Here is a 15,607-nt window from a genome sequence, read left to right as displayed (position 1 = left end):
GCCCTGCGCGGCGCGGCGCCTATAGCTCGAAGCGCATCACCTTTTCGCCGCACTGCGCGGCCGGCAGCGGCTCGTCGCGCTTCACCGCATCGAGCAGCCGGTCGATCGCGACATGCACGATGTCGGCGCGCACGTTGTGCGGACGAAAACCCGGCGCGTTGTCGAGGCCCTGCCGGTGCGCGCGCATGATCCGCACGTCCTGCTGGATCACGAGGTGCGTGTACAGGTTCAGCAGCGGCCGCAGCGCGCGCAACATCCAGCGCGGCAGCCGGAAGCGATACGCGATGTACGTATAGACGCGCGAGCGACGTGCGTCGATCGGTGTGATCTGGCTGACGATCAGGAACCCGGAACGTTCGCCCCACAGATAGTCGCAGCGCGTCACGTTCGGCGCGATGAAGCGGTCGACGTGCGCGAGCGGTACTCGATCGGGGTTCGTGAGCCAGTCGAGACAGAAGCCGATCTTGTCGTCGCCGTCGTGATACGTGACGGCGACGCTGTCCTGGGTCGTCGCGACCGTCGCCTCCATCGCCTGGCCGCGGCTGCTGCGGAAGATCCCGTCGTGCACGAAAACCGTATGCGGCACGTCCATGAAGTTCTGCGCGAGCATCGCGATATCGCCGTCGAACGTGTTGACCATGAAATACGACTGCCACGGCGCGACGTCGCAAAACGGCATCCGGAAGATCGTGCGCGCCGACGGGTCGCCGGTGCCGAGATACACCCACACGAGACCGTCGAGCAGTTGCACGGGCAGCGTGCGCTGCCGGAACGGATAGCGGCCGGGCGTGCCGGTCGGCTGCGTGCCGTCGATGCTCGGCACGTGGACGACCTGCCCTTCGCCGTCGTAGCGCCAGCCGTGATACGGGCACACGAGCGTGTCGCGGTCGACCTTGCCGGCCGAGAGCCGCGTGCCGCGATGCACGCAATGGTCGATCAGCGCGGCGATCCGGCCGTCGCGCTGCCGGAACAGCACGATGCCCGTATCGAGGATCCGCACGCCGAGCGGCTTGTCGCGCGGGAGTTCGCGTTCGGTGCACGCGACGAACCATTGCTCGTGCAGGCCGTCGGCCGGTGCAGCATGTTCGTGTGCACCGGCCGCATCGCGCGACGGGCAGTCGTGCCCGCATCCGCGTGGTTCGATCATGTCGTTCATCGCGTCATTCATTCGTCATTGCAAGCAGCGCGTCGGCCACCGGCAACCGCGTCACGAGTGCGCACGGCTTCACGTCGCCCGCCCGGATGCCGGCCCGCTCGGCCGCCTGTTGCAGCAGGTCGCCGAGCCGTTCCGGCGATTGGCCCAGCCGTCGCACGCGCAGCGGGCCGAGTTGGCCGAGTCGTCGGGCGTGCGCGTAGTGGAACGCCTGCACCAGTTCGGCTTCCACGACGGCACACATCGTGTCGGCTGCGTCAGCGTCGAGATCGCCGGCAACGCACAGCACGTAATGCGGCAGCCTTTCTTTCGCGACACACGGCACGATGCACGCGCCGACTTCGCCGTACTGCCCACGTGCGCGATTCAGCGCGTCGGCCGCAATCTGTTCGTCGAGCTTCTCGCCGACGAGATCGACGCTCGCTGCCGCGCGCCCGACGAACGCAATGCGCGGCGTGCGCGCAGTCATGCCGACCACGCGGACGCGATCGCCGAGCGCATAGCGATACAGCCCGCCGCCGGTGGTCAGCAACACCTGGGCGTCGTCGCCGGGCCGCAGCCCTTCGACGTCGCACACGCTGCCGTCGTCACGCACGAATTCGAGGTAGTGGCTGCCGATCGCGAGCGGGCAACCCTCACCGGCGCCGAACGGAATGCTTGCAACGCCTTCCGTCGCGAACAGCCCCTTCGGCAACCATTGCACCTGCGGAAACCGCACGCGCAATGCGTCGGCGTAATGTTGGCTCGGGCCGTCCAGCCAGCAGCTCACAGCGGCCAGGCGCGGCCACAGCGCGCGGCAATCGCCCTCCTCGGTCGCACGGCGCAGCGCCGCGCGGCGGTCAGCCGGCAGCGACGCGTCGACCCATTCGAGATCGCGTGCGCCGTCGGCATCGTCGCGATCGAACAGCGGGCGCAGCACGCTCGTCAGGAAGGTCGGGCTCCATACGCTGATGAACGCGAGCGCTTCGTCCGCGACGAGCGCACGCAACGTCTCGCGCCGCCACGTCGCCGCGTTGCCGGTCAGCGGCGGCACGAGCAGCGTCGATGCGAGCGCGGCCGCGCTGCTATCGCCGAGGTAGTCGAGATCGCTCGCCGAGCCGACCGGAATCCCGTTGGGCGCGACACCGGGCGCCTGCAGCGGCGGCGACATCGACCAGTACGCACGCCCTTCGCCGAGCGCCGGACAGGCGCGATACATGTCGGCCAGCCATACGGTCATCGCGGCCTGCAGTTCGCGCAGGAACGCGGGCGTATAAGGAATCAGCTTCTGGCGCGCGGTGCTGCCGCTCGTCCGTTCGAGGAACACCGGGCGCTCGGCGGTCAGCACCGGTTCCGTTTCGTGCGACACGCGATCGAGCCACGGCAGGAAATCGGCGGCCGCATGCACGGGCACGCGTTCACGGAACTGCGCGGGGCTGTCGATCCGGTCGAAGCCGAACCGGCGCCCGAACGCCGTATCGCGGTTCGCGGCGAGCAGCGCCGTCAGCCGCCGCGCCTGCGCGTCGCCCGGCGCGTCGAGGCCGGCCTGCCAGCGATCGACGTCCGGCTGCGCGGCGCGCGCGAACGTGCGCCATGCGTCGGCAGGGCTGCGGGCGGAGGCGTCCATCAGAAATAGGTCTTGTCGAGTTGCGCGAGATCGTCGGGCAGCCGGCGCGGCGGCGCGAAGATCGTGAGCCAGCCGTACCACAGCGGCCGCGTCTCGCGCAGGTCCGACACCGCGTGCATGTCCTGCCAGCGCAGCGCGGGGCGGCGATGATGCGTGAGGTTGTAGTTGAAGTTCAGCAGCAGCCAACGCACCGGCGTCGGCGCGCGCATGTTGTACGTGCCTTCGACGACGTCGAGCGGTGTGCGCATGTGGTACACCCATTGCAGCGACGACCACGAAAACGCGAACGCGACATACGCGACCAGCACCGCCGACACCGACCAGTCGAGCAACCAGCCGGCCAGCAGCCATGCACCGACGGCAGCGAGCGTTTCGTAGCGGATGCGGCGGAAGTCGGACGTCGTGAATTCCTTGAAGGCGGCCGCGTAGGTGTTGTCGTCGCCGCGCGCGGCGAGCCGCTGCATCGTGCGGCCGGGCACCAGTGCGAGCACGAAGCTGCCGACGAAGCTGCCGAGCCAGATGCCGCCGAGGATCGCCGCGTAGTATTCGATGCGCTTGCGCAGCAGCGATTCGTCCGCGGTCGCAAAATCCGCACGCTCGGCGCGCGTGCGGTTGCGCACATGATGGCCGAGATGGTTCACGTGAATGAGCGTCGCGGCCGCGCCGAACATCGTGGACGCCCACCACATCATCATATAATTCGCGATCGGCCGGCGATGCCCGAACCCGTGGAAGGTTTCGTGCATCATCGAGAACACGCCCTGCATCACGAGGCAGAACGGCACGAGCACGAGCCACTTGATCGCGCCCACGCCGGTATGCGAAAGCCAGGTGAGCGTGCCGGCCCACACTACGCTCTGCAGCGCGAGCACGAGCAGGTTCGCCCGATCGTAACGTCGGGTCTGCGCGGCAGCGGCTTGCGCGCTCGGTCGGTTCATGGCTCGGAATGGCGGTTGTTTGCACGGGAGGATACAACAGATGCGTCAGCCGCCGGTAACGGCCCGCGCCCCGTCCCTGGCGGGGCGGAACTAGCATGCGGCCGTTTCGCCGTCCGCCCGCCGACCGCCCCGCGTCGCGCATGCCGACCCGCGACGTGCGCTTCGCGATCGACGAACGCGTTCCGCGCTTCTGGTATCGCGGCACGTGCCATGTCACGCGCTTCTTCGACGCGTTTTCCGTGATGTTCCCGCTCGGCGAGCGCTTCTTCATCGAAAGCGTGCGGCCGTTTCGCGACTACGTGGCCGGCGATGCATCGCTCGCGGCCGACGTCGACGCGTTCGTGCGACAGGAAGCGTCGCATATCCGCGTGCATCGGCTCTACAACGCGCGCCTCGCATCGCAGCGCGTGCCGGTCGACGCGCTCGAAGCGCTACTCGAAAAACGCCAGCGCAATGCCGCGCGGCAGGTCTCACCCGTCACGCGGCTCGCGCTGACCGCATGCCTCGAGCACTACACGACGATCCTCGCGCACCGCCTGCTAAGCGACCCGGCGATCCTCGACGGCGCCGACCCGACGATGGCGGCCGTGTGGCGCTGGCATGCGATCGAGGAAACCGAGCACAAGACCGTCGCGTTCGACGTGTTCGCGGCGGCCATGCCGAACGCGGCGCGGCGCTACGTCGTGCGCTGCGCGGCCATGCTCGGGATCTCCGTCTACTTCGTGATCGACCTGATCTACTTCGTGCACCGCCTCGTCGCCGTCGACGGGCAGACCTGGAACCTGCGCGGCTGGCTGCAACTGCTGCGCTGGCTGTTCGTCGCGCCGGGCATCTTCACGCGCGTGATGCCGATGTGGCTGTTCTGGTTCTCGCCGCGCTTCCATCCCGGCCGCCTCGACAGTGACGCGGCACTGCACGCGGCGCGCGCCGCGCTCGAACCGTACCTGGCCAGCGCCGAACCCGAACCGGAACCGGAGTCGCACGCATGACGCACGCGCCGTGGACGCCCGACGGGTTCGAAAACTGGCGCCGCCACTATCCGGCGACGCCGTTCGCGCGAGCCGCGGCGAACCTCGACCGGACCGATGCATTCATCGACGGCTGGACACGGCGTACCGCCCGCCTGCCGCTGACGACAACGGTCGTGCTCGTCGCCGGACTGTACTCGGAATGGTTGCCCGGCTGCAATCGCGGCGCACGGCAGACGCTCGGCGCGGCCGGCTATCGCGTGCTGACGGTGCCCGTGCGTTCCGCGCGCGGCGTGTTCGATCAGGGCGCGCATATCGGTGCGTACCTGCGCACGCATCTGCCGGCCAGCGGCGAATTCGTCGCGCTCGCGCACAGCAAGGGCGGCATCGACACACTCGCCGCGCTCGTCGGCGATCCGGCGCTGGCAGCGCGTTGCGTGGGCCTCGCACTCATGCAACCGCCGTGCGGCCCGTCCGCGATCGTCGACACGATCTTCCGCCACGGCATGCCGCCGCATGCGGCCGCGCCGTGGCCCGACCGCATCGCACGCCGCATGCTGCGCACGCGCTGGGCCGACGCCGGCACGCGCGACATCAGCAGCCGGCGCGATCCGCGTGTCGGCGCAATGCTTGCCGCGCTACCGCGCGACCTGCATCTCGTGCATGGCGTGAGCTGGTCCGTCGAGGCATCCACGCGCTTCGATTCGCATCACGGGCGGTTGAACGGGCATCGTCCAGGCTGCGCGCACGACGGGCAGTTCTATCTCGAACACCAGGTGATGGCCGGCATCCCGCAGGTCTGCGTGCCGCGGCTCGACCACGGCCAGCCCGTGCTCGGCGGGCTCGGCTTCGACGCCGGCCGCTTCTGGCTCGCGTTCGCCGACCTGCTGCACGTCACGCGCGCTCAGACCAGGTAGATCTCGAAGCCCGGCACGCGGCCGGCCAGCAGGCCGTCGATCGGTGCGGCCGGCTCGCCGGTCGACAGCGTATAGAGATCCATCGGCGTCCGCGCCGCGGAGTAGCGCGCGAGCGCCGGCCCGAGCGGATCGCCGTCGTACAGGCACAACTGCATCAGCGCATGGCTGTTGCGCACGCGCAGCCACGCAGCATCGAGCAGTGCCGCGAACACGGCCGGATCGCGGTCGCGCACCTGCAGGTGCGTCAGGTAGACGTCGCGCAGCGGCTCGCCGGGCGCGGCGATACGCGGGCGGCGCAATGCCGGCGCGAATACGTTGAATGCGACACGGACCGCCTGCAGCGGCAACGGCAGCCGTTCGAGCACGATCCGTTTGATATCGCCCGCATCCCACGGCGCGACGCAGCCGAGCAGGTTGTCGTGCGCGTCGAGCGCCAGCAGGAACGCGCCGAGGCCGAACGATGGCCACGTGTCGAGCCGCCGCGCGAATTCGTCCGCGGAGAACACGTCGCCGAACGGCTGGCGGCGCGATTCGGCATCGAGAAACGCGCGCAGTGCGTCCGCATGATGCGGCTGCGCATCGACGATCCGCACGCCCGGCACGCTGCGCGGCGCCGACGACAGCCCGCGCTGCGCATAGATCGACACGTTCTCGTAGCCGTGCCAGTGCGCGAAGCGCAGCCGGTTCTCGCGCCGCGATCGTGCCAGCGACTGCACCGCGAGCCGGTTGTCGCGGATCATGCAGCAATACGCATGCTGCACGCCGGCGTCGGCGCGCAGCGTCGCGAAGCGTTCGCGCACCGAGTCGGTCCACTCGCGCGACAGCCGCCGATCGGGCATCAGCCGCAGGTCGCCGAGATAGGCGACCGGCTGCGCGCGTTCGCCGAGATAGCCGTCGCGCACGACGAGGCTCGCAAGCCCCTTCAGCGCCGCGCACTCATCCTCCGCGAGCCAGACTTCGTGATGCGGCGCGTGGCAGCGATGCAGCGCGAAGTAGTCGGGCGCACGGTCGAAACGCAGCGGCAGGCTGCCCTGCATTGCATGGCGGGACTGGAAATCGAGGATGCGCGCGTTGTCGGCCGGTTGCGCGAGACGGATTCGCATGCGCGCCGCTCACGCGCCGTCGAACAGCCGGCGCGCGAGCGGCCGCAGGTTCGACGCCGACAGTTCGCACAGGCACACGAGTTCGTCGCCCTGTGCATAGCCGGGGTTGCGTGCGAGGAAGTAGTCGACGTCGGCCAGCCGCCGGTGCGCGGCCGGCACCTCCGCGAGCGCGGGCGTGAGCCGGCCCTGCGGCGTGTCGAACGACAGCAGGCCGGTGGCGGAATCGTACGCGTGCCCGTAGCGGCTCGCGGCCAGGTAATCCATCAGGTCCTGCGTGGACGGTGCGGTCAGGTTGTCGGCGCGCGGCGCGTAGTCGCGCGCGAACGCGCGCAGGTAGCGATAGGTGCGATGCCCCTTGCAGATCAGGAACCAGTACAGCGGCACGGCGGGCGCCTGCCGCCACACGTCGCCCGCGTGGCGGATCCACGCGAACGCGAGATGCTGCGTACCCCAATGCGCGGGATCGATGATCGTATCGCCGGAAAAGATCACGCGGATCGATGCGTCGCGCCAGCGTGTCTCGTACTGCTTGAGCGTCGAGAAGCCCTGGATCGCGCCGCCGCTGTCGCGCAGCACGATGCAGTGCGTCTTGTCGCCGAGGTCGTGGTCGAACTGCGCACGGACCGTGTCGCAATAGGACGCCGCGTACAACGAGAACATCCGGTCGATGTCGTCCGGGCCCAGGGCCGCACGTTCGACGGCGGTGGCACGCAACTCCATCGGCTACTCCTGCAAGACTGAACAGCTTGCTATGATAGCCCGTTACCCGCCCGCTCCCGCCATGTCCAACGCCGTTTCCCGCCAGGATGCGAACGACGCGCCGATCGCCCGGCCATGGCTGCTGCTCGTCACCTATCTCGTCGTGACCGGCGTGTTCTACGCGTTCGTCACGCACCTGCCGCTCGGGCCGGTCACGGTCATTCCGGCGGGCGCGTTCGATCGCGCGATTCCGCTGCTACCCGGCACCGTGCCGCTTTACCTCAGTTACCTGTTCGTCATGCCCGCGCTCGTCTGGCTCGGGCGCGGCCGTGCATGGCTGCTGCCGGCGTTCTTCGCTGGCGCGCTCGCTGCCGGCGTTTGCCTCGTGTGCCATCTGCTGCATCCGACCGCCGTCGCATGGCCGCCCGCTCATGACAGCTGGATCGCATGGCTGCAGCGAATCGATGCGCCGCTTGCCGCATCGCCGAGCGGGCACGTCGCGCTGCCGGTCGCAATCGCCATCGTGCTGCTGGCATTGCGGCGGCGGTCTGCGGCGCTGTTCATCGCGTGGAGCGCGCTGCTGACGGTGACGGTCCTGACCACCGGCCAGCATCGCGCCGCCGATGTTGCATGGGGCAGCGCGATCGGCCTCGCGGCCGGCACGTTCACGCTCGCGTTGCTGCGCGCCAGAGTCGACCTGCGCACGATCGCGGCCGCGCTGCTCGAATGGGCGTGCATCGTCGTGGCGATCCGCGTGGCCGTCGCGCTCGGCGCGTGGTACCTGTATGCGCTTGCGGTGCTCGTCATCGCGACGCGGCAGCATGCGCTGTTCATCCTGTATCACGACGCGGCCCACTATCACCTCACGCGCCGTCGCGGTTTCAACGACTTCCTGATCAACGTCGCGATCGGCGTGCCGGGGCTCGTACCCGTCGAGTTCTACCGCCCGCTGCATCTCGCGCATCACCGGCATCTCGGCACCGCGCAGGACCCGGAACGCCAGTTTCTCTATCACGACCAGCCGTGGCGGTTCCGGCCGCTCGACGCATGGCCGCTTGCGCGGCAGTTCCTCGGCGACCTGCTCGTGCTGAACATGGTGCGCAACATGGCGGCGTTCCGGCGCGCGGGCGGGCAGAACACGCGGCTCGGCCGGCCGTTCCAGGCAGCCGCGGCCGTATGGGGGGTCATCGTCGCGTTGCTCGTGTGGGCCTGTTCCGCGCGAACGATCCTGCTGGTCGCGGCGCTGTGGTTCGTGCCGCTGCTCACGCTGTCTGTCCTGCTGCAGAAGATCCGCAGCATGGCCGAGCACAGCGGCGGCCCGCATGCGACGCCGGGCTGGGCCGACTGGACGTATTCGTGGCGCACGGGCTGGATCGGCCGCGTGTTCGTGTGGCCGTATCACATCAACCTTCATCTGCAGCACCACCGGAATCCGGCGGTGCCGTGGCATGCGTTGCCCGACGCGATCGACGCACACGAGCCGCAACTCGACGCGCCGGAGCTGGCCCGGCTGCTGTGGTCGGGTATCCCGCCGAAGCCGTGACTGGCGACGGCATGCGCGATGTCGCGCGCCGTCGCCCCTTCCCCGTTACTTCGCGATGTACACGCCCGACGTCGGGCAGGTGCCCTGCGTATTGCCGTCCGTCACGAGCGATGCGGCGCTCGGGAACTGCGCGGTCGCATTGGTCTTCACCGCGATCCATGCTTCGGTGAAGTAGCTGACGCCGTTCGTCTTCGTGCACTTCAGCGACACCGCGCTGCGCGTGTTGCTGCCGAACGCGCCTTCGAACGCCGACAGCAACTGGTTACGCGTGACCGTCTTGCCCGCGTTCGCCTGCAGGAACGTGTTGAACGACGTGTTGCCGAGCCGGCTGATCATGCCGGACGCCTGGTTCCAGTACGCATCGGGCGTCGCCGAGTTCGAACAGGTGCCGTGCTTGAACCACTCGTGCTTGTCGAGGCACGACGCGACACCCGGCATGTACGTCGACAGCGTGTTGCGGGTCGCGCTGCTGATCGGGTACGCGTCCATGCTGCACCACTGGTGTGCGTTGTCGAGATCGATGTCGTTCTGCGGCACGCCGCAGTAGAACGGCTGGTTGCCGTCGTACTTGTTCGGCCACAGGCCATGCAGCGACAGGCTCGTCGCCGCATACGTGCCGGCGAGGTTCGTGCATTCGGGCGTGTCGTGCGACGCGCAGAAGCCGGGCTCCCACGACGCGGCAAGCAACAGGTAGTCGTAGCTGGTCTGCGCGGAGGCGTGCAGTGAAGCGGAAGCGACGGCGAGTGCGGCAACGGCGCGGGCGAGCGTCTTGAGCATGGCGTTTCCTCGGAAAAGGCTTGCGGTCGCGGGATGCGCCGCAAGATTGTCGAATGTCTGCCCGCGATTGTTGCCGACACAACGTGGCACGAATGTGAAGGTGGACGAATGATGTGCTTCGGTACGCGTGCGGGCACGTACCGTCGCGGTGCGCGACCTCACGCGGCTGAAGCGCGCCGCCCTCGCGGCGGCCCGCCGTCGCTCACGATCCGGCGCCCAGCTGCGTGCACGCGCGCGTGATCGATTCGGGACCTTCGAGCGCGAGGATCTGCCACACGCCGATGCTGACGCGCTGGCGCGCCGCCGTCGACGCATCGGCCAGCAACGCCTCGACGCGCGGTGCGGCGTCCGGCGCCTGCTGCTTCAGCGCCGCGTGATGCCGCGCGCGCGACGCCGGCTCCGATTCGTACACGTCGCACAGGCGCACCATGCCGGCGAGCCCGGCGAGGTCGTCGTCCTTGTCGATCGCGCCCGGCTCGACCGGCGCGAGCCCCTTGCGCTCCGCCGCCGGCAGCTTGCTGCGCGCGCCTTCGTCGATCGACGTGGCGGATGCCGGCGGCAGGCCGCCGATCGCCGCGACGATCCGGCTGCCCGCGGCGATCATGTCGCCCTGGCACTCGATCTTCTCGGCGGCCGCGACGTTCGAGCAGAACGACACCGACGTCCGGTACACGTCGTTGCTCATGCGCGGCACTTCGTCCGCGCTCGCCTGCGCGAAGCCGGCGCTCGTCAGCGCCAACGCAGCGGGAATCAGGATGCGGAATGCTCTCGTCTTGTTCATTGTTGTTTGCGTATGGGGGTTCTCGTGGCGGGCAACATCGCGCGGCCGCACGGTGGCGGCCGCCGTGACGCCGGGCCCGCGTCCGGCATCACGCGATCACTTCATCGACGCCGCCTCCGCTCCGCCGGGCGACAGCGCCGCGTTGTCCTGCTCGCGCCACGTGCGGCGCGACACCATGATCGCCTTCACGGCCGAGCGCGCGACCTTCCACCACGCGAACGGCCGCGGATCGGCGAGCATGCTGAGCGCGCGCGCATAGTCGAGCGTGAGCCCGGGCGTCCACGCCATCGTCACCGCGCGCTTGCGGATCTGCGCGGCAACCCACAGCTCGGGCGTGAGCAGCAACCGCACGAACGCGCCCCACCCGGCACGCGCGCCCTTCAGCCGCCACACCGCACCGTCGAGCGCGGCTTCGAGCGCGTTCGATACCGTGCTCGAGCAGTTGCGGTGTGTGAGGTTGTACGTCACGTTCTGCCGGTACGACGACCAGAATGCATCCAGCTTCGACGGATCGTAGTTGCGGATCCGCACCCGCACGGTCGACGGGCACCACGCCTTCGACTCGGTCGCATAGTCGGGCTGGAACAGGCCCGGCACGTCGTTTTCGCGTGTCGCGCGCAGGATGCGCGTGAATTCGTCCGGAGAACGATCGATTTCGACACCGGGATACAGGCTGATATAGACACCCTCGGGCGACTCCAGCGCCGCGTGCCCGGTCGAGATCACGCCGTTCACGTCTACGGCCGCGATATAGCGGTCGATCACCGGATAGCGCTGCGCTTCGGCCTTCGACGTGCCGGTCGGCGTCCACACGTGCACCGTGAGCGCATGCTCGCCGTCGGCCGGCGGGCCGTCCCATTCCGATTGAGCGAAATGCGGCAGGTCGCGCGCCTCGTCGAGATCCGGCGCAAGCGCCGGCACCGGCGAAATCGCGAACGCCGGATTGCGCGTCAGCCGCCGCACGCGTGCGGCGAGGCTCAGCATGTGCATCCCGCCGAATATCAGCAGCAGGCCGAGGCAGTACGGCACCGTGCCCACATAGTGCGTCGGGTACGGCTGATAGAAGAAGACGGCCAGCAGGATCTCGACGACGCCCCACGCGAAGGCGACGTTCCAGCGGCGATAGCGCACCATCCACGCGGCGGTGCACTGCAGCAGCCCGTCGACGAGGAACAGCGTGCCGAAGATCATCGACAGCAGGAAATGGCCGTGGTGATGCCCCGCGAACACGAGCCCGGCGGCGACCACGACCACGATCCCCTTCACGTAGCGCAGGATGCGCTGCCCGCCGACGCCGCTGCCGGCCACCGCAAGCGTCGCGAGCCCCTCGATCAGGAACAGCCAGGCAAAGATCTGGATCGGGAAGTGCAGCGCGCCGTCGAGCGCATCGACGAAAATTACGACGCCCGCGACGACCCACACCCAGCCGAGCACGGTCAGCCCGCGCCAGCGCGTGCGCAAGTATTCGATGCCCAGCAGCAGCAAGACCAGTCGTACCATCGCGCCCTCTCGTCATTTTTTCGGGATACGCGCTGGTCACGCGTTTCCTGTCGTTTCGACCGCGTGTCGTGCGACACACCGGCCGAAAGGCGGTAATTCGTACCGGCGCGTCATGCCTCGACATGACCGTTGGCGGCCGGTATCCCCCGCACTGGCCGAATAATAAGATATGGCGGAGACGGTTGAAAGCGTGACGAAAACGTTGTCGGTACGGCACGGAGAGCGGCCATCGACTGCTGCCGTGGCAGAGACCCCGTTCGACAACGCGCGGCGGATACGCGAGAATCCGGCTTCCGAGGGCGAAAGCCACTGAACCGAACCGCACCAGACGGGACAACAAGAAATGAGCACATCGATCACGCGCCGGCGCCTGCTGGCCGCCGGCATGGCCGCGAGCAGCCTCGCGCTGTCGGGCTGTTTCACGCCGGCGCTTTACGAAAACCACGACGAAACCTACGTCGAGCACGTTTCCGCTTTCATGATCACGAAAGACGGCAGGAAGCTGGTGGTACTGGGCGAACGCTATCACTACATCTTCGATCTGCCGGACAAGCTGCGCCCGGTGCTGACGGCCAGCTACCGCAAATCGCTGCACACGTCGTTCGGCAGCTTCCGCGTCGACGGCAGCGACGTGACCGGCCAGTACCGCACCGTTCTGTCGAAGGATGCGCCGGACGACGAGCGTCAGGCGGCAACCGCCGACGGCTTCAGAACCTCCCGCACCCAGATCTCACTCGACGGCAACGTCGTCGGCAAGCGCTATTCCACCGAGGGCTTCACGCTGAAACCGGACAGCACCGCGCAATCGTTCAACGAGCGCTATACGGTCGCCATCGACGAAGCACCGTCCGCCTTCGCGAAGGGGCTCCGGATCCTGGCCACGCCGGTCACCGTGGCGGCCGACGGCGTGCTCGTGCTGGGCGGGATCCTGCTGCTGCCGGTCGCCCTTATTTCGCTCAAGGACCGGCCAATCGCCGGGTTCTAGACCTACCCTGTCCGTCATGGCACCCGGCCGACACGAGAAAGAGGCGCATCGACATGCATGACCCGTCGCTTCATCCATCCGCGCTCGGCCCGCAACTCAAGCGCTGGCGGGCGCTGCACCGCGTCAAGCAGAGTCATGCGGCCGAGTTGTTCGGCGTCGCGCAATCGACGATCTCGCGCTGGGAAGCCGGCCTCCAGCAGATGTCGCCCGACGAGCGCGCGACCGCCGAGCGGCTGCTCGCCGCGCGCCTCGATTCGGCCGGCGATCACGCGCTCGCGCGGCTCGTCGCGGGCAGCGCGGGTCGCATGCATCTGGTGTGCGACCTCACACACCGCCTGCTCGCTTCTTCTCCGGCGCGCGCGGCCGAATTTTCGCAGCCGCTGTCGATGCTGCTCGGCACGTCGCTGTGGCGCTACGCGACGCCGGAGATCGTTCGCATGGAAGCCGCGCTCGATACGCTCGGCTGGCATGACCACGCGGGGCCGCCGAGTGTCGAATTCGATACCGGCACGAATGTGTCGCGTGTCGTGCCGATCCACGGCAGCATGTGTCGCTGGACACGGATGACGCTGTCGGACGGGTCTGCCGCGCGGCTCGTGGAGACGCTGCAGGATGCGTGATTGCCGGGTCACGATGAAGAACCGCGCACCGGCAACGGCGCGCATACTTCAACGTGTCCGGCACGCCACGCAAAAGATGCGAACGTAAATGGCAGCACGCCCAGGAGACATGCCACATGTCGACGTTTGTCATGCGAGAACTCGTAATCGTCGCGTTCATTCTCTATTCGGGCGCCGCCGTGCTGGTCGCGCTGCGCTCGGGGGTGGCCAACGCCGGCGGCAGGCGCGTGGCGCGCCGCAGCAGCCCCTACCTGTTCAGCCTGATCGTCGTCGTTCAAACGGGCTTCTTCGTCCTGTTCTGCTGGGCCGGTCTTTTCGCGCAGTAGCCGCGCGACGAAGCGCCCCCGATCCCGCCCCCACCACGCATATTTCATGCGTGGACGAACCGCACCCGCCCGCATTACGCTAGACGGCTCATCGCAAGGAAGCCGACCATGACCCCCGATACGATCCACGCGCGGCTCGCTTTCCTGCGCGAAGCCGAACACCTGAAGGATGTGCTGCGCAGCGGCTATACGTCGTCCGGGCGAGCGGAAAGCACGGCCGAACACAGCTGGCGGCTGTGCCTGATGGCGCTCGTGTTCGCGGACGCGCTGCCCGGCATCGACACGCTGAAGCTGCTGAAGCTGTGCGTCGTCCACGATCTCGGCGAGGCGCTGCACGGCGACATCCCCGCGATCGAACAGGCCGCGCACCCCGACAAAAGCGCGCAGGAACGCGACGACCTGCTGACGCTGACCGCACCGCTCGCCCCTGCACAGCGCGACGAAATCGTCGCGCTGTGGGATGAATACGAGGCGGCCGCAACGCCTGAAGCGCGCGCGGCGAAGGCGTTCGACAAACTCGAAACGATCCTGCAGCACAACCAGGGCAGCAATCCGCCCGATTTCGACTACGCGTTCAATCTCGGCTACGGCCGCCGCTATACCGACGCCACACCGCTGTTCAGCGCGATCCGCGAGATCGTCGACGCCGACACGCAACGCCGGATCGACGCGAGCGGGCCGCGCGCGTAAGCTCGCGGGATCGGGCGCGCGGCACCGCGCGCCCCGCCCGCAAGAGGCCCGACGCATGACGCAGAACATCTACGACGACCCGGCCTTCTTCGAAGGCTACAGCCGCCTGAACCGCTCGATTCAGGGCCTAGACGGCGCCCCCGAATGGCCCGCACTGCGCGCGCTGCTGCCCGACCTGCGTGGCCGCAACGTGCTCGACCTCGGCTGCGGCTACGGCTGGTTCAGCCGCTGGGCGGCCGACCAGGGCGCGGCAAGCGTGCTCGGCCTCGACGTCTCCGAGCGCATGCTCGAACGCGCGGCCTCGACTGCCGCGCACCCGGCGATCACGTACCGCCGCGCCGATCTCGAAACGCTCGCGCTGCCGGAGGCCGCATTCGATCTCGCGTACAGCTCGCTCGCGCTCCACTACGTCGCGCACCTCGACACGCTGCTGCGCACGATCCATCGCGCACTCGTGCCCGGCGGGCGGCTCGTGTTCTCGATCGAGCATCCCATTTATACGGCGCCGCGCCGGCCCGGCTTCGTCGTCGATGCGCAGGGCAACCGCTCCTGGCCGCTCGACGGCTACCAGCGCGAAGGCGAACGCGTGACCGACTGGCTCGCGCCCGGCGTCGTCAAGCAGCACCGCACGCTCGGCACGCTCGTGAACCTGCTGATCGGCAGCGACTTCACGCTCACGCACCTCGACGAATGGGGGCCGACGCAGGCGCAGGTCGATGCGCTGCCCGCGCTCGACGAGGAACGCGACCGGCCGATGATGGTGCTCGTCGCTGCGCAGCGATAACGCACGTCAACGCACGCCGCAACACGCCCAGGGGCCTTCGCCCGGCGCTTTCACAGATCGCAACAATGACGCCGAACGGCCCCCGCTCAGGTGCTGCCTTCGCACAATTCAGCACAATTTCCACACGATTTGGCGTGATTTCCTCGCTTACCATGAGCGGCTGATTCGACTCGGCACGCCCGCGCGATGCGTACGCGGATGCCGTCGCGGGCAACCT

At 68.5% G+C, this 15,607-nt stretch carries 16 protein-coding genes; 8 read left to right on the top strand and 8 right to left on the bottom strand.

From position 1 onward, the window contains the following. Window positions 1-19: 19 nt before the first annotated feature. The 3 genes from BCEP18194_RS26490 to BCEP18194_RS26480 are packed head-to-tail and all read right to left on the bottom strand — an operon-like array spanning window position 20 to window position 3,697. Complete coding sequence (locus BCEP18194_RS26490) at window positions 20-1,156, bottom strand: aromatic ring-hydroxylating oxygenase subunit alpha (protein WP_244273078.1); 1,137 nt, start codon at window positions 1,154-1,156, stop codon at window positions 20-22. A gap of 4 nt (window positions 1,157-1,160) precedes the next feature. Next, the gene (locus BCEP18194_RS26485; protein WP_011354348.1) at window positions 1,161-2,759 is read right to left on the bottom strand and encodes a GH3 family domain-containing protein; all 1,599 of its coding nucleotides are present in this window, start codon (window positions 2,757-2,759) and stop codon (window positions 1,161-1,163) included. Further along, the gene (locus BCEP18194_RS26480; protein WP_011354347.1) at window positions 2,759-3,697 is read right to left on the bottom strand and encodes a fatty acid desaturase; all 939 of its coding nucleotides are present in this window, start codon (window positions 3,695-3,697) and stop codon (window positions 2,759-2,761) included. Before BCEP18194_RS26480 ends, BCEP18194_RS26485 begins: the two co-directional genes overlap by 1 nt. 95 nt (window positions 3,698-3,792) lie before the next feature. On the opposite strand from BCEP18194_RS26480, the gene BCEP18194_RS26475 reads away from it, so the two are divergent. Beyond that, window positions 3,793-4,686, top strand: coding sequence for a metal-dependent hydrolase (locus BCEP18194_RS26475; protein ID WP_011354346.1), 894 nt, complete (start codon window positions 3,793-3,795; stop codon window positions 4,684-4,686). Continuing rightward, window positions 4,683-5,582, top strand: a complete 900-nt coding sequence (locus tag BCEP18194_RS26470; RefSeq protein ID WP_011354345.1) for a hypothetical protein — start codon at window positions 4,683-4,685, stop codon at window positions 5,580-5,582. Before BCEP18194_RS26475 ends, BCEP18194_RS26470 begins: the two co-directional genes overlap by 4 nt. On the opposite strand, the gene BCEP18194_RS26465 is transcribed toward BCEP18194_RS26470, so the two are convergent. Together BCEP18194_RS26465 and BCEP18194_RS26460 are read right to left on the bottom strand one after the other, a co-directional pair. Continuing rightward, window positions 5,570-6,685, bottom strand: a complete 1,116-nt coding sequence (locus BCEP18194_RS26465; RefSeq protein WP_011354344.1) for a hypothetical protein — start codon at window positions 6,683-6,685, stop codon at window positions 5,570-5,572. The two genes, BCEP18194_RS26470 and BCEP18194_RS26465, sit on opposite strands and share 13 nt — an antisense overlap. Before the next feature lie 9 nt (window positions 6,686-6,694). After that, a complete protein-coding gene (locus BCEP18194_RS26460) occupies window positions 6,695-7,405 on the bottom strand; it encodes a hypothetical protein (protein WP_011354343.1) in 711 nt (236 codons plus the stop codon). Between the two features lie 61 nt (window positions 7,406-7,466). On the opposite strand from BCEP18194_RS26460, the gene BCEP18194_RS26455 reads away from it, so the two are divergent. Then, window positions 7,467-8,927, top strand: a complete 1,461-nt coding sequence (locus tag BCEP18194_RS26455) for a fatty acid desaturase family protein (protein WP_011354342.1) — start codon at window positions 7,467-7,469, stop codon at window positions 8,925-8,927. A 45-nt stretch (window positions 8,928-8,972) separates the two neighbouring features. On the opposite strand, the gene BCEP18194_RS26450 is transcribed toward BCEP18194_RS26455, so the two are convergent. The 3 genes from BCEP18194_RS26450 to BCEP18194_RS26440 all read right to left on the bottom strand — a co-directional run bounded on the left by BCEP18194_RS26450 (window position 8,973) and on the right by BCEP18194_RS26440 (window position 11,985). After that, a complete protein-coding gene (locus BCEP18194_RS26450) occupies window positions 8,973-9,704 on the bottom strand; it encodes a ribonuclease T2 (RefSeq protein WP_041493208.1) in 732 nt (243 codons plus the stop codon). 202 nt (window positions 9,705-9,906) lie between these two features. Further along, entirely contained in the window at window positions 9,907-10,485 is a 579-nt protein-coding gene (locus BCEP18194_RS26445) for a hypothetical protein (RefSeq protein ID WP_011354340.1), read from the bottom strand. A gap of 96 nt (window positions 10,486-10,581) precedes the next feature. Continuing rightward, on the bottom strand, window positions 10,582-11,985 hold the full coding sequence (locus tag BCEP18194_RS26440) for an HdeD family acid-resistance protein (protein ID WP_011354339.1): 1,404 nt from the start codon (window positions 11,983-11,985) through the stop codon (window positions 10,582-10,584). Window positions 11,986-12,328: 343 nt separating this feature from the next. Between BCEP18194_RS26440 and BCEP18194_RS26435 the strand changes: the two genes are divergently transcribed. The 5 genes from BCEP18194_RS26435 to BCEP18194_RS26415 all read left to right on the top strand — a co-directional run bounded on the left by BCEP18194_RS26435 (window position 12,329) and on the right by BCEP18194_RS26415 (window position 15,390). Next, window positions 12,329-12,970 (top strand): hypothetical protein, encoded by a 642-nt coding sequence (locus BCEP18194_RS26435; RefSeq protein ID WP_011354338.1) that lies wholly within the window; start codon window positions 12,329-12,331, stop codon window positions 12,968-12,970. 53 nt (window positions 12,971-13,023) lie between these two features. Then, on the top strand, window positions 13,024-13,590 hold the full coding sequence (locus tag BCEP18194_RS26430) for a helix-turn-helix domain-containing protein (RefSeq protein ID WP_011354337.1): 567 nt from the start codon (window positions 13,024-13,026) through the stop codon (window positions 13,588-13,590). 116 nt (window positions 13,591-13,706) lie between these two features. Beyond that, on the top strand, window positions 13,707-13,916 hold the full coding sequence (locus BCEP18194_RS26425; protein WP_041493207.1) for a hypothetical protein: 210 nt from the start codon (window positions 13,707-13,709) through the stop codon (window positions 13,914-13,916). 108 nt (window positions 13,917-14,024) lie between these two features. Then, complete coding sequence (locus BCEP18194_RS26420) at window positions 14,025-14,606, top strand: HD domain-containing protein (RefSeq protein WP_011354335.1); 582 nt, start codon at window positions 14,025-14,027, stop codon at window positions 14,604-14,606. A 55-nt stretch (window positions 14,607-14,661) separates the two neighbouring features. Continuing rightward, entirely contained in the window at window positions 14,662-15,390 is a 729-nt protein-coding gene (locus BCEP18194_RS26415) for a class I SAM-dependent methyltransferase (protein WP_011354334.1), read from the top strand. Window positions 15,391-15,607: the final 217 nt, after the last annotated feature.

The organism is Burkholderia lata (assembly GCF_000012945.1).
In the GTDB taxonomy this organism is placed as follows: Bacteria; Pseudomonadota; Gammaproteobacteria; order Burkholderiales; family Burkholderiaceae; genus Burkholderia; species Burkholderia lata.
Note: the sequence above shows the minus strand (reverse complement) of the source record. Positions and strands in the feature narration are given on the sequence as shown.